This is a genomic window from Conexibacter sp. CPCC 205762, from assembly GCF_030646155.1.
Classification (GTDB): domain Bacteria; phylum Actinomycetota; class Thermoleophilia; order Solirubrobacterales; family Solirubrobacteraceae; genus Conexibacter.
This window is the reverse complement of the sequence record NZ_JAUTDN010000016.1, coordinates 86970-101917: the sequence shown is the minus strand read 5'-3', so window position 1 is coordinate 101917 and position 14948 is coordinate 86970. Positions and strand designations below refer to the sequence as shown.

Sequence of the window (14948 nt, the reverse complement as noted above, 5' to 3'; positions counted from 1 at the left end):
CGACGGCGGCGGGCGCGGGGCGTCCGGCGGCGGGCGCGGTTTCGGCGACGGCGGCGGGCGCGGGGCGTCCGGCGGCGGGCGCGGTTTCGGCGACGGCGGCGGGCGCGGCTTTGGCGATGACGCTGGGCGCGGGGCGTCCGGCGGGCGCGCGGGCGGTCATGGCGGCAGACGCGGCTTCGGCGGTGACGCGGCCGGCGGCGGGCGCGGCTTCGACGGCGGCGACGGCGGCGGGCGCGGCTTCGGCGACCGGCGCGAGGAGCGCCCGGAGCGTGCGCCGACGCGCAGATCGCGCAGAGCCGGCGGCAAGCACGGACCGGGCGCGAGAAGCGCCCGCGCGCGCAGAGCGCGCGGCCTCGCCGAGCCCGGCGTGCGCGGCCCCGGCCGCCCCGGCGCGCGCGGCTCCGAGCAGCGGCTGGCGCAGGTCGCGCCGACGCCCCCCAGACGCGAGCGCGAGGCGTGGACGCCGCCGGACGACCGCCAGGTCCTCTACGGCCGCAACGCCGTCCACGAGGCGCTGCGCGGGCCGCGGACCGTCGAGCACGTCTGGGCGACCTCCTCGGCCGCGCAGGAGCCGTGGCTGGCGGAGGCGCAGGGCGGCGGCATGGTCGACGTCAACGTCGTCACCGACAACGACTGGATCGAGCGCCGCTGCGGCTCGCCCGACCACCAGGGCGTCTGCGCGCAGGTGCAGGCGTTCAGATACGCCTATGTCGACGAGCTGCTGAGAGTCCACCGGCCGCTGATCGTCGCGCTCGACGAGATCCAGGATCCGCAGAACCTCGGCGCGATCGTGCGCACGGCGGAGTGCGCCGGCGCGACCGGCGTCGTGATGCCGGAGCGGCGCGCGGCGGAGGTGACGCCGGCCGTCTGCAAGGCGTCGGCCGGCGCCGTCGAGCACATGCCGATCGCGCAGGTGCGCAACCTCGCCGACTTCCTCGCCGCGGCCAGCGCCGCCGGCTGCTGGCGCTACGGCGCCGAGGGCGCGGGCGGGAGACCGTACACGCAGGTCGACTACGCCGGGGCGGGCGTCGTGCTCGTGCTCGGCTCCGAGGGGCGCGGCTTGCGGCCGCGCGTCGCGGCCAACTGCGACGCGCTGATCGCGCTGCCGCTGCGCGGCCAGATCGAGTCGCTCAACGTCAGCGCCGCCGCCTCCGCGCTGGTCTACGAGATCGTGCGCCAGCGCGACGCCGCCAAGCGCGGCTGAGCCGGCGCCGCAGACACTGACGCGCTATGCGCGCCGCCGCTCGGCGGCGCGCCGAGCGTCGCTGGGCGGAGTGGGGGAGGGGGGCGCGAGCCCGCTCGTCCACCCCTGCCTGGTCGCGTCCGTGCGCCAGAAACCGCCGTGACGGCGGGCTTTCCTGCTTTCCCAGGTCCGGCCTGCAACCGATCCTGCAGCGAGCGCTTGACAGGCGTTCCATAACTGTGGCAGTCTCCACGCCCGATAAGGGTGGACCTCAGCTTGAGGCTCGTCGAGGGTCATAGAGGCTTTCGATCCACCCTGACCTATCAAGTAGCAGCGCCTGGGGAGGTAATGCGCTACGACAGGACGCTCACACCGAGCAGGTGGGCGTCAGAAGGGTGTGCTCGTGGCTCGAATCTCCCATAACCCTCAAGGTCAAGTCCAGCTTGACGACGGGTTCCTCATCGCCCTCGCGAAGCAGGGCAACCCGGACGCGTACGACAGACTCGTGCGCCGCTACTACGGCTTCGTCCGGCTGAAGGCCTCCTCCTACTTCCTCGCCGGGGGCGACTCCGACGACCTGATCCAGGAAGGCCTCGTCGGGCTCTACAAGGCGATCCGCGACTACCGCACCGATCGCGAGTCGAGCTTCCGCAACTTCGCGGAGCTGTGCATCACGCGCCAGATCATCACCGCCGTCAAGACGGCGACGCGCAACAAGCACACGCCGCTCAACCAGTACGTCTCGTTCTCGGCCTCGCCCGCGTCCGCGACCGGTGACGGCGACCCGACGCTCGACGAGGTGATCCCGGGCCCGACCGTCCACGACCCGGTCAACCAGGTGATCAGCAGCGAGGAGCTGCGCGCGCTCGTCGCCTGCCTCTCGACCGTGCTGTCAGACCTCGAGTCGCGCGTGCTGTCGCTCTACCTCGACGGCCACTCCTACGAGGCCGTCGGCGACAAGCTCGGCTGCGATACGAAGACGGTCGACAACGCGCTCCAGCGCGTCAAGCGCAAGGTCGGCACGCACCTGGCCGCGCGCAACGTCCTGCTGTAGGTCTCGAACAGCGACACGGAGCGGCGGCGCGCCCACACCCCGCGCTGCCGCTCCGGCCGCGTCCGTCTACGATGGCGGGCGTGGACACCGTCCTGATCGTCATCCTCGCGCTGCTCGGCCTGTTCCTGGTCGTCGCCGCGCTCGGCGCCGTCGTCGCGACGCGCCGCAACCGCGCCGGCGCCGCCTCCTTCAGCGAGAGCCTCACCGCCGTCGACCGCCAGCTCGCCGCCGCGACCGCGACCGACCACGGCTGGGAGCGCACGACGCTCGACGCGGCCGCGCGCGCCGCCTTCGCCGAGCATCGCCCCGGCACCGAGCTCGAGCAGCTGGAGCTGATCCAGATCGTCGACGAGCCGGGCACCGACTCCGACCTCGCCGTCTTCCGCGCGACCGCCGCCGGTGCGAGCACGCAGATGACGCTCGGACGCCGCTCCGGCAGCTGGTACCCGAAGGCCATCGTCGACGAGCGCTGAGGCGCCGGCAGATCGCCCGCGCGAGCGCGGGCGATCGCAGCCACGGAAGTGTGACCGCGGCCGGCGGGCAGCGCGTAGGATCAGCCGCAGGATGGCGGACGACGAAGCTGAGACCAACGGCGCGAACGGGCGCCCGAACACCGCGCGACTGCTGATCTCGTGCCCGGATCGGCGCGGGATCGTCGCAGCCGTCTCGCGCTTCCTCTTCGAGCACGGCGCGAACGTGCTCGACGCCGACCAGCACTCGACCGAGCCCGGCGGCGGCACCTTCTTCATGCGGATGGAGTTCCACCTCGCCGGGCTCGACCTCGGCCACAGAGAGCTGGAGCGCGCGTTCGCGACGACGGTCGCCGAGCAGTTCGGGATGGACTGGCGGATCTCCTACGCCCGTCGCCACAAGCGCGTCGCGCTGCTGGTCTCGCGCGAGGAGCACTGCCTGCTCGATCTGCTGTGGCGCTGGCGCAGCGGTGAGCTCGACGCGGAGGTCGGGCTGGTGATCTCCAACCACCGTGACGCGCAGCGCGACGTCGAGAGCTTCGGCGTGCCGTTCGTCCACGTCCCGGTCACGAGAGACACGAAGCCTCAGGCTGAGGCTGAGATCCTGCGGCAGCTGCAGGGCGAGCACGGACCGTTCGAGCTGGTCGTGCTCGCGCGCTACATGCAGATCGTCTCCGGCGACTTCCTCGCGCGCGTCGATGCGCCGCTGATCAACATCCACCACTCGTTCCTGCCGGCGTTCGCCGGCGCCGACCCGTACCGGCGCGCGAGCGAGCGGGGCGTGAAGATCATCGGCGCGACCGCCCACTACGTGACCGAGGAGCTGGACGCGGGGCCGATCATCGAGCAGGACGTCGCCCGCGTCAGCCACCGCGACAGCGTCGCCGACCTCGTGCGGATCGGCAGAGACATCGAGCGCAGCGTGCTCGCGCGCGCCGTCGCCCGCCATCTCGCCGACCGCGTGCTGGTGCACGGCAACAAGACAGTCGTCTTCTAGGCCGCCGAGGAGCGCGGCGGCCGCGCGTCAGGCGTCGACGAGCACGATCGCGACGACCAGCAGCGCGAGGATGATGCCGACGCCCGCGAGCGCCGCGAGCATGCGCGCGTCGGGCCGCACGTACTCGCCGCGGTGGACCGCCGCGTTGACCTGCTGGTAGCGCACCAGGCCGTAGACGAAGCACGAGATCGCCAGCAGCCCGAAGATCACCCCGGCGACGATCGCCAGCGTCTCGCTGCCGCTCGTCAGCGCGGGCACGCCGAGGCTGCCGGCCATGCACGCCAGCCCGGTCCGCCACCAGGCCAGGTAGGTGCGCTCGTTGGCGAGGTGGGTGCGTCGCGTCGCGTCGCCGGCGGAGTCGAAGCTGCCGCCGCCGGCCGGGCCCGTGTCGCGGTTGCGGTCGCTGGTCACGGGCGTGACGCTAGCGGAGCGGGGGACGGCCCGCCGGGCGCTCGCTCGCGGGCGTCAACACCTAGCACGTGTGCACGCTCAACGACGCAATCAACGTTCGACCATTCCTTGAGACAACAGAGGTGTGCGGCAGAGTGTGATGGCCATGTAAACGCTTCTGTACGTCAATGTCTCTGAGCAGTAGCTTGCTGGGTCGCGTCGGGAAGGCGCCCGGTCTTATGTCTCCCTCTTTGCTGTCGACGGACAACACTCGCCGGTCCCTGCGTGGGAGCGGTCACATCCCCCTCGTGCTGCTGATCGCCGCAGCTGTGTTGACGCTCGTGCTTACGCGCGGCGTCGATCCTGCCGGCGCGGTGATCACGCCCGCGACGACGATCGACGCGTCGAGAGACGTGGTCGACTTCGGTGACGCCGCGATGGCGCCCGACGGCACCGGCGCCGTCGTCTACCGCAGACTCGTCGGCGGCGTCCCGCACGTCTTCGCCGCGCGCTGGTCGCGCTCGCGCTGGTTCGCCCCGGTGCGGGTCGACGGTGACTCGCCCTACGCCGCCTCCTCGCCGCGGATCGCGGCGGCCAGCGGCGGACGGCTGCTGGCCGTCTGGACCGAGGCGTACGCGACCCTCTCCGACGGCAGCGTCCGCTACCGCCTCTCGTCGGCGTCGCTGGACCCGGGCGCCAGCGGCTTCAACCCGCTGCTCGTCGTCGACGGCAACGTGCGCGCCGGCAACGCGATCGACCCGTCGGTCTCGATCACGCCGACCGGTCGCGCGTTCGTCGCCTACCGCGTCGTGCTCGGCGACCAGACGACGACGGCCTACACCCCGCTCCGAGATGGCGACGTGCTCGGCGAGATACGCGTCGCCTTCCTCGACGGCCGCACCTGGTCCTCGGCCGGCGTCGTCAACCGCAACAGATCGGCGACGATGCGCAAGCCGAACGAGCAGAACGGCCCCCAGATCGCGGCGACGCCGGGCGGCAACGCCGTCGTCGCCTGGCAGGAGCCGGACATCACCAGCGGCGTCGCGCACGTGTACGCGCGCCGTGTCTTCGGCGCCCGGCTCGGCGACGTGCTCGCGGTCAGCCCGGACAGAACCGGCGACCAGCCGATCGCAGAGGATTCCGATGGGATCGCGGTCGCCGTCTCGCCGTTCGGGAGCGCCGTCGTCGGCTTCCGCGTCGCGGCGCCGGCGAGCGGTGGCTCGACCGCTGCCGCGCAGGTGATGATCAACCGGCTGCCGCTCGAGATCGAGGACGGCGGCGCGAGATTCACCGGCGCGAGAACGATCGGCTCGGCCCCGGGCGGCCAGCTCGGGCTGCCGGCGGTCGCACTCGACGGCGAGGACGACTTCCGCGCGGTCTTCAGCAGCGGGCCGGCGATCACGCTTGTGACCGGCGGGCAGGACAGCGATCCCGTCGCCGGGCAGCTCGGCGCGACGCCGCAGCAGGGCTCGGTCGCGGCTGCGATCGACCCCTCCGGCGGCGGCACGACCGCGTGGGCGTCGACCGACGCGCTCGGCGGGCCCGCTGTCGCGGTGCGGCAGGACTTCGCCTCCGGCGCCTTCCAGACGGCGACCGTCGGCGCCGACCGCTCCGGGCCGGTCAACGGCCTCAACCTCGGCAGCTCAGGCCTCGGCGACGCGATCGTCGGCTTCGGTCAGGGAGGCGACGGCGACGTGCAGATCGCCGCGACGGTCGTCAACGCCCCGCCGGCGGAGTTCCTGCTGCGCGGGCCGGACGGCTGGGTGCAGCCGAGACGGGCGCGGGTCGCGTGGGACCGGCCGGTCTCCGTCACCGGCGGACTCAGCTACGAGCTGGCGGTCGACGGCATCGTCCGCACGCGGGGCCTGAGAAGAACGCGCGTGACGCTCGATCCGCGCGGCCTCGACGACGGTGCTCACCAGGTGCAGGTGATCGCGACCGACAGATCCGGCCAGCAGACCGCGACCAGCGAGCGGCGCGTGCGCGTCGACCGCACGCCGCCGACGGCGAAGGTCACGCGCGTTCGCGGCAAGCGGCGCACGGTCACGGTCACCGCCGTCGACGCCGCTTCGAGAGTCAGAGCCGCGGCGACGACGATCGCCTGGGGCGACGGCACCGCGGCCACGCGCGGTCGCGCGAGAGCGCAGCACAGCTACGCTCGTCCCGGCCGCTACCGGATCGTGGTCGGCGCGAGAGACCGCGTCGGCCTGACGGCGAAGATCGGACTCGAGGTGACGGTCAGATGAGCGTGCGCCGACCGCTCCTCGCCCTGCTCGCCGCCGTCTTCGCCACGACCCTGGCCGGCTCGCCGATCGCGCGCGCCGACTGGGGGCCGGCGCAGGTGATGTCGGCCACGTCGACCCAGCAGGCCGAGGTCGCGACCGCGCCCGCGCTGTCGCAGGACGGCCGCTTCGTCGTCTTCGAGGGCACGTATGCCGGCAAGGCCGGCGTCTGGCGCAAGCGCGTCGGCGACGGTGGGATCGAGCTGGTCGCGGAGGGCGCCGGCGCACCGTCGATCAGCGCCGACGGTCGCTGGGTCGCGTTCACGACGGCGGTCGCGCTCGCCCCCGACCTCGACAGAAACACGGCCGACGACGTCTACGTGCGCGACATGGACCTCGCCGCCGACGCCACTGGCGCCTACACGCTCGCCTCCGCGCTCGACGGCGCCGACAGCGGTCTGCTCTACGGCCCCGGTGCCGGCTCCCGCACCGCCCCGCGCGGCGCGATCAGCGCCGACGGCCGCAGCGTCGTCTTCACCGTGACGAGCACGTCGAACCTCGCCGACGGCGGCGCCGCGCCGACGACACCGGCCGGCCAGGTCGCCGTCCGCCGCCTCGACACGCGCGAGACGATCCTCGTCAGCACCGCGATCGATCCAGCGACCCGCGAGCAGACGACGGCGCCCGCGCCGAACGGCACGGTCCGCGCGAACATGGCGCCGACGGCGTCGATCAGCGCCGACGGCACGACCGTCGCATGGTTCGGCGCCTATGTCGCCGAACAGACGCGGACGGTCGCGAACGAGGCGGCCGCCCAGCCGATCAACCGCGACGGCTATGCCGAGCCGTTGTGGCGACGGGTCGCTGACGGCCCCACGGCGCCGACGCGTCGCGTCACGGGTGGAGGCGATCCGTTCAACGCCGCCTGCCCGGCCGACGGCGCCGTCACGCCGGATGACGGCAGCGCCGTCGTCCACGGGCAGAACCCCTGCGACGGACCGTTTGCGATCCTGCGCGTCGGCTCCGCGACAGGTGTCCCGGGAACGCTCGTCCAGGCCGGTGACCTGCCGTCGGTGCCGCAGGCAGCGCCGCAGTTGAGCGCCGACGGCTGGACGACCGCGATCCTCGCGTCAGTGCCGTTGCGTGACACGACTGTCCTTCCGATGGATCAGATCGCTGCGTCGAACGCGTACGTCGTCGACATGCGGCCAGGTCTTTCGCGTTGGCAGGCGCTGCGACCGCTGACGAAGTGGGCGGCGGTCTCGTCGGCCAACTCGTTGCTCGGTGCGTCGATCGACACGATCTCGATCTCACCTGACGGGACGCACGTCGCCTTCACGACCGCGCGTGGCGCCTTTCCGTTGTCGCCGCCGCTGCTGCTCGACCCGCCGCTCGCGCGCGCCAGCGGAGCCAACCTCTATGACGTCGACCTCCGCACCGGCACGATGCGCCGGGCGACCCGTACGTTCGGCGGCGATCCGGTCGGCACAGGGTCTCCCGGCGGCTTGGCCTACGGCTCATATCAGCCGACCTACAGCGGTGACGATCGCCGGATCGCCTTCGGCTCGGGGGCTGACGACCTCTTCTACGGGGACGGGAACGAGGCCGCGGACGTCTTCGTCATCGACTGGAGCGACCCGCTGCAGGGCCCGGGACCGCCGCTCGAGCAGCTCTCGCCTCCGCCGGCGAACGTCGTGCTGAGACCGAGCTGGAAGCTGGGCGTCACAGCCAGCTCACGGCGGGACGGACGAGTCTCGCTGCAGGTCGTCGTGCCCGGCGCCGGGAAGCTGTCGGCGCGAGCCGTCACGGTGGTGCGTGCGCGCACCAGCAGCACCGGCGCCAGAGCGCGTCGCCGAGCGCGCGCCAGAAGAGTCGTCGCCGCACAGGCACGAGCGGTCGCCGGTACGCCGGGCCTGATCGTGCTGCCGCTGAGAGCGAGCCGCAGATTCGTTGCGGCGACGCGGCGCGGCAGAGGACTCGCGGCGACGGTCACCGTCGCCTTCGCGCTGCGCAGCGGCAGAACGCTGCGGACCACCGTCGCGGTGCGCTTCCGCCAGCAGGCGAGCAGAAGAGCGAGATCGCGCAGAAGCAGCAGCACCCGTTCCAACAGCAGAGGAGCCAGATGAGGTCCGTGTTCCGTCTCGCCGTCGTAACCGTCGTGTGCGGCCTTCTGCCGCTGGTCGCGACGACGCAGGCGCAGGCAGACGCGACCTGGCAGCTGGAGCAGCCGGCTGCACCGCCACCGCCGGCCGGCGTCGCACCCGCTCCGTTCCCGGTTCCGCTCGGTCCGGTCGGCGACGTCGACTTCGTCGCGCCCAACCGCGGCGTGCTGACAACAGCCGGCAACGGGCCGGTCCCGCGCGGCCTCTACGCCTACGACGGTGTCGCGTGGCACCTGCTCGCGACCGTCTGCGGCGGCGAGGACGGGCGGATCGCCTGGTCCGGTCCGAACGAGTTCTGGGCCGTCGCCGATCAGCGGGCCGCACAGCAGAGCGACCTGGCGCTGCGTTTCAACGATCGCTCGCTCTGCCGGATAGCCGGCGGGCGCGTCGTCGCCTCGTACGCCACACCTCAAGGCCAGCCAGGCTCGTACATGCCGATGGACGCCGCAACCTGCGCGACGGCCGACGACTGCTGGTTCGCCGGCGGCCTGCTGCAGTCGCCGCCGCCGTTCGGCGCCTTCCACCTGCACTGGGACGGGCAGCGGCTGACGTCTGTGCCGTCGGTCGACGCTCCGGCGGGCAACGATCCCGCCCACGCTGTGCTCGACCTCGTGAGCCACCAGGGCAGCGTCTTCGAGAGCGTCGCGATCCGCGACGAGGACCCGGTGAACCCCGACGCGCCGGACGGCGAGCAGCCGTCGTTCCTGCATCTGCTGAGCCCGGACCTGTCGAATCCCTTCACCTCCCTGCCGCTCACGGTCGATCTCGGCAGAACGGTCACGAACGCGAGAGCCCGGCCGGCCGACCTCGACGCGTTCGACCTCAGCAGCGACGGCTCGACGCTGTGGGCGATCGCGGGTGCCGCGGCCGGACGTGCCAACCCGATCGTGCTGCAGCTTCCGGCGGGCGGCGACTTCGTGCAGCTGAGACTGACCGCGGGCGGCGGCGAGGTGCTGCCGGCAGGCGCTGCTGTGACCGACATCGCGGCTGAGCCCGGCACGGGCGCCGTGTGGGTCGCATACCGCTCGAACGGCGGGCCGAGCGAGCGGGCGCAGGTCGCTCGCATCGCCGCCGACGGCACCGTCACGCGCAGCGACGTGGTCCCGGCGATCGACGATCCGGCCGGTCCGAAGGGCACGGCCGACAAGCTCGCCTGCCCGGCCACCGACGACTGCTGGCTGACGACCACGCGCGGCTGGTTGTTCCACCTGACCGACGGCAGCACGCACGCGCGTGACACCGATCCCGCTTTCGCGGGCGTCATCACGACACGCCCGATCGACGACGGCATCCCGTATCAGCCGCCGATCGACCTGCCGATCGACGACTCGCTCGCGAGACAGCGGAGAGCGTCGGCGCCCGAGGAGCCGGGCACAGGCGGCGACGGCGGCGACAGAATCAGCCGCAGACCGCAACGCGTGCGGTCGCTCGTGACCCGCGTCGGCACACCGAGACTGCTGAAGGGGACGACGACGCTCAGAATCAGCTTCACGCTGACCGCTCGCGCCCGCGTCAGCATCGTCGCGAGCCGTCGCAAGCGCGTCGTCGCGCGGACGAAGCCCGTCAAGCTCGGCAAGGGCCGGCATGCGCTGCGGATCAGACTCGACCGCCGCCGCTGGCCGACCGGGCTCGCCGTCAAGGCGAAGCCGCTCGCAAGAAGAGGCGCGGCGGTCGCCGTGACAGCGTCCGTCTCCGCCGGCAGAGCGAGCGGCAGCCGATGAGCATGCGCCTGTCACGCCACACCCGCCGTGCTGCGGGTCGGTTGCTGGCTGCCGTCGTCGTCGCGTTCGCCGCGAGCGCGACCGCCGCGCGTGCTGACACGCTCGTCTCACAGCCGGTGCTGGGCGCGCCGGCGACCAAGATCACACCGTTCGGCGCCGCGCCGGGCGAGGGTCCGGGCAGCGTCTGGGCGTACGGTCAGCCGCTCGGCCAGCCGGTGCTCGTCGGCGGCGCGCTGCTGGCGCCGCTCGGCGGCAGACAGCCGGCGGTGGTGCTGTTGCACGCCGGCAGCGACGGGATCTGGCAGGTCGTCGGGGCACCGGCGGCAGCTGACGGGTCGGTGCTGCCCGGCTTCCGGCTCGCGGCCGGGGTCGGCGGAACGCGTGCGCTCGCCGCGCAGATGACGTCAGCCGGCGGCGGCCTGCTGGTGGGCAGCGACGAGGACGGCGTGCCGATGCTGCTCGTGCGCGATCCGGGCGGTCAGTTCAAAGCGATTCCGTCGCCGACGGTCATGCCCGACGACCCCGACCCGCTCGCACAGGATTCCGACGCACCGACGGCGACGACCGCGACGACCTCGACCGCGACCACCGCGGCGACGACGCCGGCCGAAACGATCCCGCCGGCCGCGACGACCCCGACGACGACCACCGCGACGACGCCGACCGCGACGACCGCGACCACCGCGACGACGCCGACGACGACCACTGCGACGACCGCGGCTGTGCCGCCCGGGCCCGCGACCGCGATGCTGCAGACCGGTGAGCGCCTCTACGCGCCGAGCGAGGACCGGCTGCCCGCGGCTCCGCTCGACGAGAACGGTCGCACCGGGGTGCTGCTGGCTCCCGCGGCGCCTGCGGGAACCGGCGATTCAGCCGTCCTGCATTGGGACGGGAGCGAGTGGAGACGCGAGCCGATCGAGCTGCCGACGGGCGTCGACGACCTGCGCGTCGTCGCGCTCGCAAGCGCCGGACCGGGCGACTCCTGGCTGCTCGCGAGCTCGGCGAGAGCGGATGGGCCGCTGCTGCTGTTCCGCCGCGACATCAGCGCCGCGATCCCGAGATGGGTGCGCGTCAGCGACGCCGCCTCCCCGCTGCTGTCGGCGCCGGCGAGCGTGCCGGCCGGTGTGACGATCGCGCCGGGAGAGCGTGGCCAGCCCCTGACCGCGACGGCAGACGGCGTCTGGGTCGACGGCACGATCGCCGCCGACGGCGTCAGACACGACTTGACGCTCTTCGTCAGAGCCAGCACGGGCACGGATGCAACCGCCGTCGCGAGCTGGTGCGACGCGACCGGCGCGGGGGCCGCGCTCTGCACCCACCCGCTTGGGCTCGACCGTACCGAGCCCGACTACCGCAGCGTCGCGTTCGCCGCGGGCGACGGCGGGATCGGAGGCCGGATCGTCTCCGGCTACGGCGACGGACAGCTGCTGCGACTGGAGGGGACGAGCTTCGAGCTGGTGCTGGGTGCCGGACTCAGCCAGGGCACGACGGGTGCGATCGCCTTCAGCTCGTCCAGCGATGGCTGGGTCGGCGGCGGCCGCGCCCTGGCGCGTGTGACCGCGACACCTGTCGCTGAGAACGTCGAGGCGTGGCCGGTCCCGTTCCGGCGGCCGCTGCTGGCGATCGCTCCGGAGCCGGGGAAGCCGGTCGGCGCGGCCGACGCCGGAGCGCTTGCGGTCGGCGACGGGGGACAGGTGGCGCGCTACGCGCCGGGCAGCGGCTGGCGACCCGAGTTCCTGCTCGACGGCAACGACACGCGCGCGACGCCGACGCTGCGAGCGGTCGCATGGCCGACGCCCGACCTCGCGTTCGCGGTCGGGGACGACGGCGCGATGTGGCGCTGGCGGTCGGTGACCGGGCTGTGGGAGCCGGATCCCGGCAAGCCGCTCAACTTCAAGGAGCACCTGATGGGGGTCGCGTTCGACCCCGCCAACCCCGATCGCGGCTACGCGGTCGGCAAGAACGGCACGCTGCTGCGGTACGAGAAGTCGTGGGAGGCTGATCAGCCTCCGGCGGGGCTCGAGCAGGCGCAGTTCAGCTCGTTGGCGTTTGCGGGCTCGCAAGCGATCGCCACGTACCGCGTCATCGATCCGACGAATCCGACGCGGCAGGTCAGCGGCCTGGTCGTCAACGACGGCACCGGCTGGCGGGTCGATGACCAGGCGGCCGGCATGCTCGCTCAGGCGTCGCCGAACGTGCCGGTCGTGCTGCGCACGGTCGCCGGGCTCCCGGACGGCGGGGCCGTCGCGGCGGGCATCGGCGCAGACGCGGTCGTGATCGAGCGCGACGGTCCGGGGCAGCCGTGGCGCTACTCGGCCCAGCCGCTCGCCCAGGCCAACGACTTCGCGGCCGTCGCGGCGATCCGCGAGGGCGATCGCGTCCGCGCCGTCGTCTCGGTCGACTCGACCGGGCAGGCACGCGGCAACACCACCTACCGACTGGGCGACCTCCCGGCAGCACCGATTCCGGACGGGGCGCCGCCATTCCTCGTCGAGCCGGACCCGCTGCCGGCGATCGGCTTCCTCCTGCGCGAGACGGCCGACGGGTGGCGAGACGAGCAGCATGCGTCGTTCGGTCTCGCACCCGGAGACGGTCCGCTGCGCCCAGACGCGACGCTCGCGATGGCGCTGTCGACGAGCGGCGACAGCGGCTGGGTGGTCGGCGGCGAGGTCGGATCGGTCGTGTCGTCGGCCGTGCGCGGAGCGAGCGAGGCGATCCAGACGGCTGGCGTGATGCGCTATCCCGCGACCGGCCAGGCGCCTCCCGGAACCGACAGCGCGCCGGTGACCGCGCCTTCTGGCGACACCGCGACGTTCGCCATCGGCGGCGGAGCACAGTGCGCCTCACTTTGCGCGCGGCTGGCGAACACCGCGCCAGGACCGGATCGCTGGCTGCCGACAGCACTGCAGCGGGCGGCAGGCATCGCGGGCGTGCGCGCCTTCTTGTACACCGGAGGCCGCCTCGCCCCGCAGGCGACGAGCGCGAGCGCCGCGCAGCGCAGCGCCGAGCTGAACCGCTACGCGCAACTGCTCGGGAGCGCACCGTCGCTGCCGACCTTCGCCGCTGCGACCGCACCGGACGCCGACGCAAGCGGATCGACCGCGTCGTTCCGCGCTGCCTTCACCGGTTTCGGCGCGCCGTTCGGTACGGCTGCGGCAGCGGCAGGGATCTCGTCCGATCCGCAGTTGCAGTCAACCGACCCGGCGCGGACCTATTACACGTTCGACTCCGCGGACGCCGCGGGCAGAGGTGGCGTCCGCGTCTTCGTGCTCGACTACAGCGCCACGACGCTCGGCACCGAGCAGCTCTGCTGGCTTGCCAGAGGACTCGGCAGAGCCGCCGCGGACCAGGTGCCGGCAATCGTCGTCGGCTCGCGCCCGCTGACCCCCGGCCTCAACGGCATCGCCGCGGACGCAACGGCCGTCTCGGCGCTGCTGGCGGCCGGCGTGACGCCGGATGCCTGCCCGGACGTCACAGCGGGCCGCGCGTCGGCCTACTTCTTCCTGCTCAGCGGCGAGAACCGTGCCGAGCAGCTGACGGCGCGCGGCGAGAGAATCCCGGCGTGGGGAACCGGCTCGCTCGGCTACACGGCGCTCGAGCTGACGGCCAGCTTCGCCAACTTCAGCGCGAGCGGCTTCCTGCTTGCTGTCGCCGACTTCGGTCCGGGCGGCTACTCGCCGTCGACGAACCAGGTGAAGATCTCGGTGCGGCTGATCCCGAACATCTCTGAGCTGGCGCTCGACTCGACTGACGGCACGCTGCTGCAGCGCAGCGTCCCAGCGCTGTTCGACGCGCTCGCGCGCCGGCCACGCGGCGGCTTCAAGTACGCGGTGCCGGGGGAGACCGTCCCTGACCCGTACGTCTCGATCCCGAGCCGCTGCGTCACCGGCGACTGCGCGAGATTCATTCGCCCCGAGTACCAATTCGTCTCCTCCAGAAGAGACATCGGGGACTTCGTCAAGCAGGATCCCGCGTCGACCGATCCCCACGCGGTGCTGCTCGGCAGCAACGACAAACCGATCGCGGATTCGAGCTCGGGGTTGTTCTGCCCGTTCAACAGAGGCACCACGACGGTCTCGGTCCGCGCCGGCGGGCTCGTCTACTCGCAGCAGGTCACGGTCCAGCAGGGCAGCGTCAGACGGCCGTGCGGCACCGTGCCGCTGGAAGACCCGCCGCCGCCGGAGGAGCCCGAGCCCGCCGTGCCAGAGGATCCGCCGGAGCCGACGCCCGACGACGGGCCTGGGCCGACCACTCCGGCCGGCGGCTCGTTCCCGATCGACCTGCCGCCGCCCGGGCCGGTGCCAGCGGTCAGAGCATCGCCGACACCTCCGCCGACACCGAAGCCGACGATCCCGCCATTCCTGCCGGCGGCGATCATCCCGCCGTTCCTGGTGCAGCTGCCGAACAACACCTTCCTCCCCCCGGTGATAAACCCGCCGGCACCGCCGTCGGCGCGCCCGAGCCCGCCGAGCGGCACCTCGCCCGTCTCCGGTCAGGTCACGCAGACCGCGGTCGCTCCGGAGGAGAAGAGAGAGGAAGAGGTCGCGGTCGACATGGCTCACAACATGGCCGCGTACGAGCAGCCGCACCGGGACCTGTTCCCGGCCTACCTCGCGGGCATCGCGCTGCTCGGGGCGATCGCCGGCGTGACGATCCGCCGCGGCCGGTCACGCGACGGCGACACGCTCGCGCTCAGCGTCGCGCGGGCTGACGGGCCTCCCATGCGTAAACACCGCGGGCGATGACCGG

Annotated in this window: 9 protein-coding genes; 8 read left to right on the top strand and 1 reads right to left on the bottom strand. The window is 73.0% G+C overall.

What is annotated here, in order from left to right; all coding sequences use genetic code 11:
• From rlmB to purU, 4 genes are all read left to right on the top strand, one after another.
• Window positions 1-1204 (top strand): 23S rRNA (guanosine(2251)-2'-O)-methyltransferase RlmB (gene rlmB / locus Q7L73_RS14525; RefSeq protein WP_304715580.1); only part of this gene is annotated, 1204 nt, incomplete at its 5' end.
• Between the two features lie 376 nt (window positions 1205-1580).
• Complete coding sequence (gene sigH, locus Q7L73_RS14520) at window positions 1581-2237, top strand: RNA polymerase sporulation sigma factor SigH (RefSeq protein ID WP_370552649.1); 657 nt, start codon at window positions 1581-1583, stop codon at window positions 2235-2237.
• A gap of 80 nt (window positions 2238-2317) precedes the next feature.
• On the top strand, window positions 2318-2710 hold the full coding sequence (locus Q7L73_RS14515; RefSeq protein ID WP_304694584.1) for a hypothetical protein: 393 nt from the start codon (window positions 2318-2320) through the stop codon (window positions 2708-2710).
• Between the two features lie 91 nt (window positions 2711-2801).
• A complete protein-coding gene (purU, locus tag Q7L73_RS14510) occupies window positions 2802-3704 on the top strand; it encodes a formyltetrahydrofolate deformylase (RefSeq protein WP_304694585.1) in 903 nt (300 codons plus the stop codon).
• 27 nt (window positions 3705-3731) lie between these two features.
• Here the strand turns inward: purU and Q7L73_RS14505 are convergent, their stop codons facing one another.
• Window positions 3732-4115 (bottom strand): YidH family protein, encoded by a 384-nt coding sequence (locus Q7L73_RS14505; protein ID WP_304694587.1) that lies wholly within the window; start codon window positions 4113-4115, stop codon window positions 3732-3734.
• Window positions 4116-4402: 287 nt separating this feature from the next.
• On the opposite strand from Q7L73_RS14505, the gene Q7L73_RS14500 reads away from it, so the two are divergent.
• From Q7L73_RS14500 to Q7L73_RS14485, 4 genes are read left to right on the top strand one after another with little or no spacing between them, the layout of a single operon-like run.
• Window positions 4403-6340, top strand: coding sequence for a PKD domain-containing protein (locus tag Q7L73_RS14500; RefSeq protein WP_304694589.1), 1938 nt, complete (start codon window positions 4403-4405; stop codon window positions 6338-6340).
• Complete coding sequence (locus Q7L73_RS14495) at window positions 6337-8442, top strand: hypothetical protein (protein ID WP_304694591.1); 2106 nt, start codon at window positions 6337-6339, stop codon at window positions 8440-8442. The genes Q7L73_RS14500 and Q7L73_RS14495 overlap by 4 nt, the downstream gene beginning before the upstream one ends.
• Window positions 8439-10199 (top strand): hypothetical protein, encoded by a 1761-nt coding sequence (locus tag Q7L73_RS14490; protein ID WP_304694593.1) that lies wholly within the window; start codon window positions 8439-8441, stop codon window positions 10197-10199. The genes Q7L73_RS14495 and Q7L73_RS14490 overlap by 4 nt, the downstream gene beginning before the upstream one ends.
• A complete protein-coding gene (locus Q7L73_RS14485; protein ID WP_304694595.1) occupies window positions 10196-14944 on the top strand; it encodes a hypothetical protein in 4749 nt (1582 codons plus the stop codon). Before Q7L73_RS14490 ends, Q7L73_RS14485 begins: the two co-directional genes overlap by 4 nt.
• Window positions 14945-14948 lie beyond the last annotated feature (4 nt).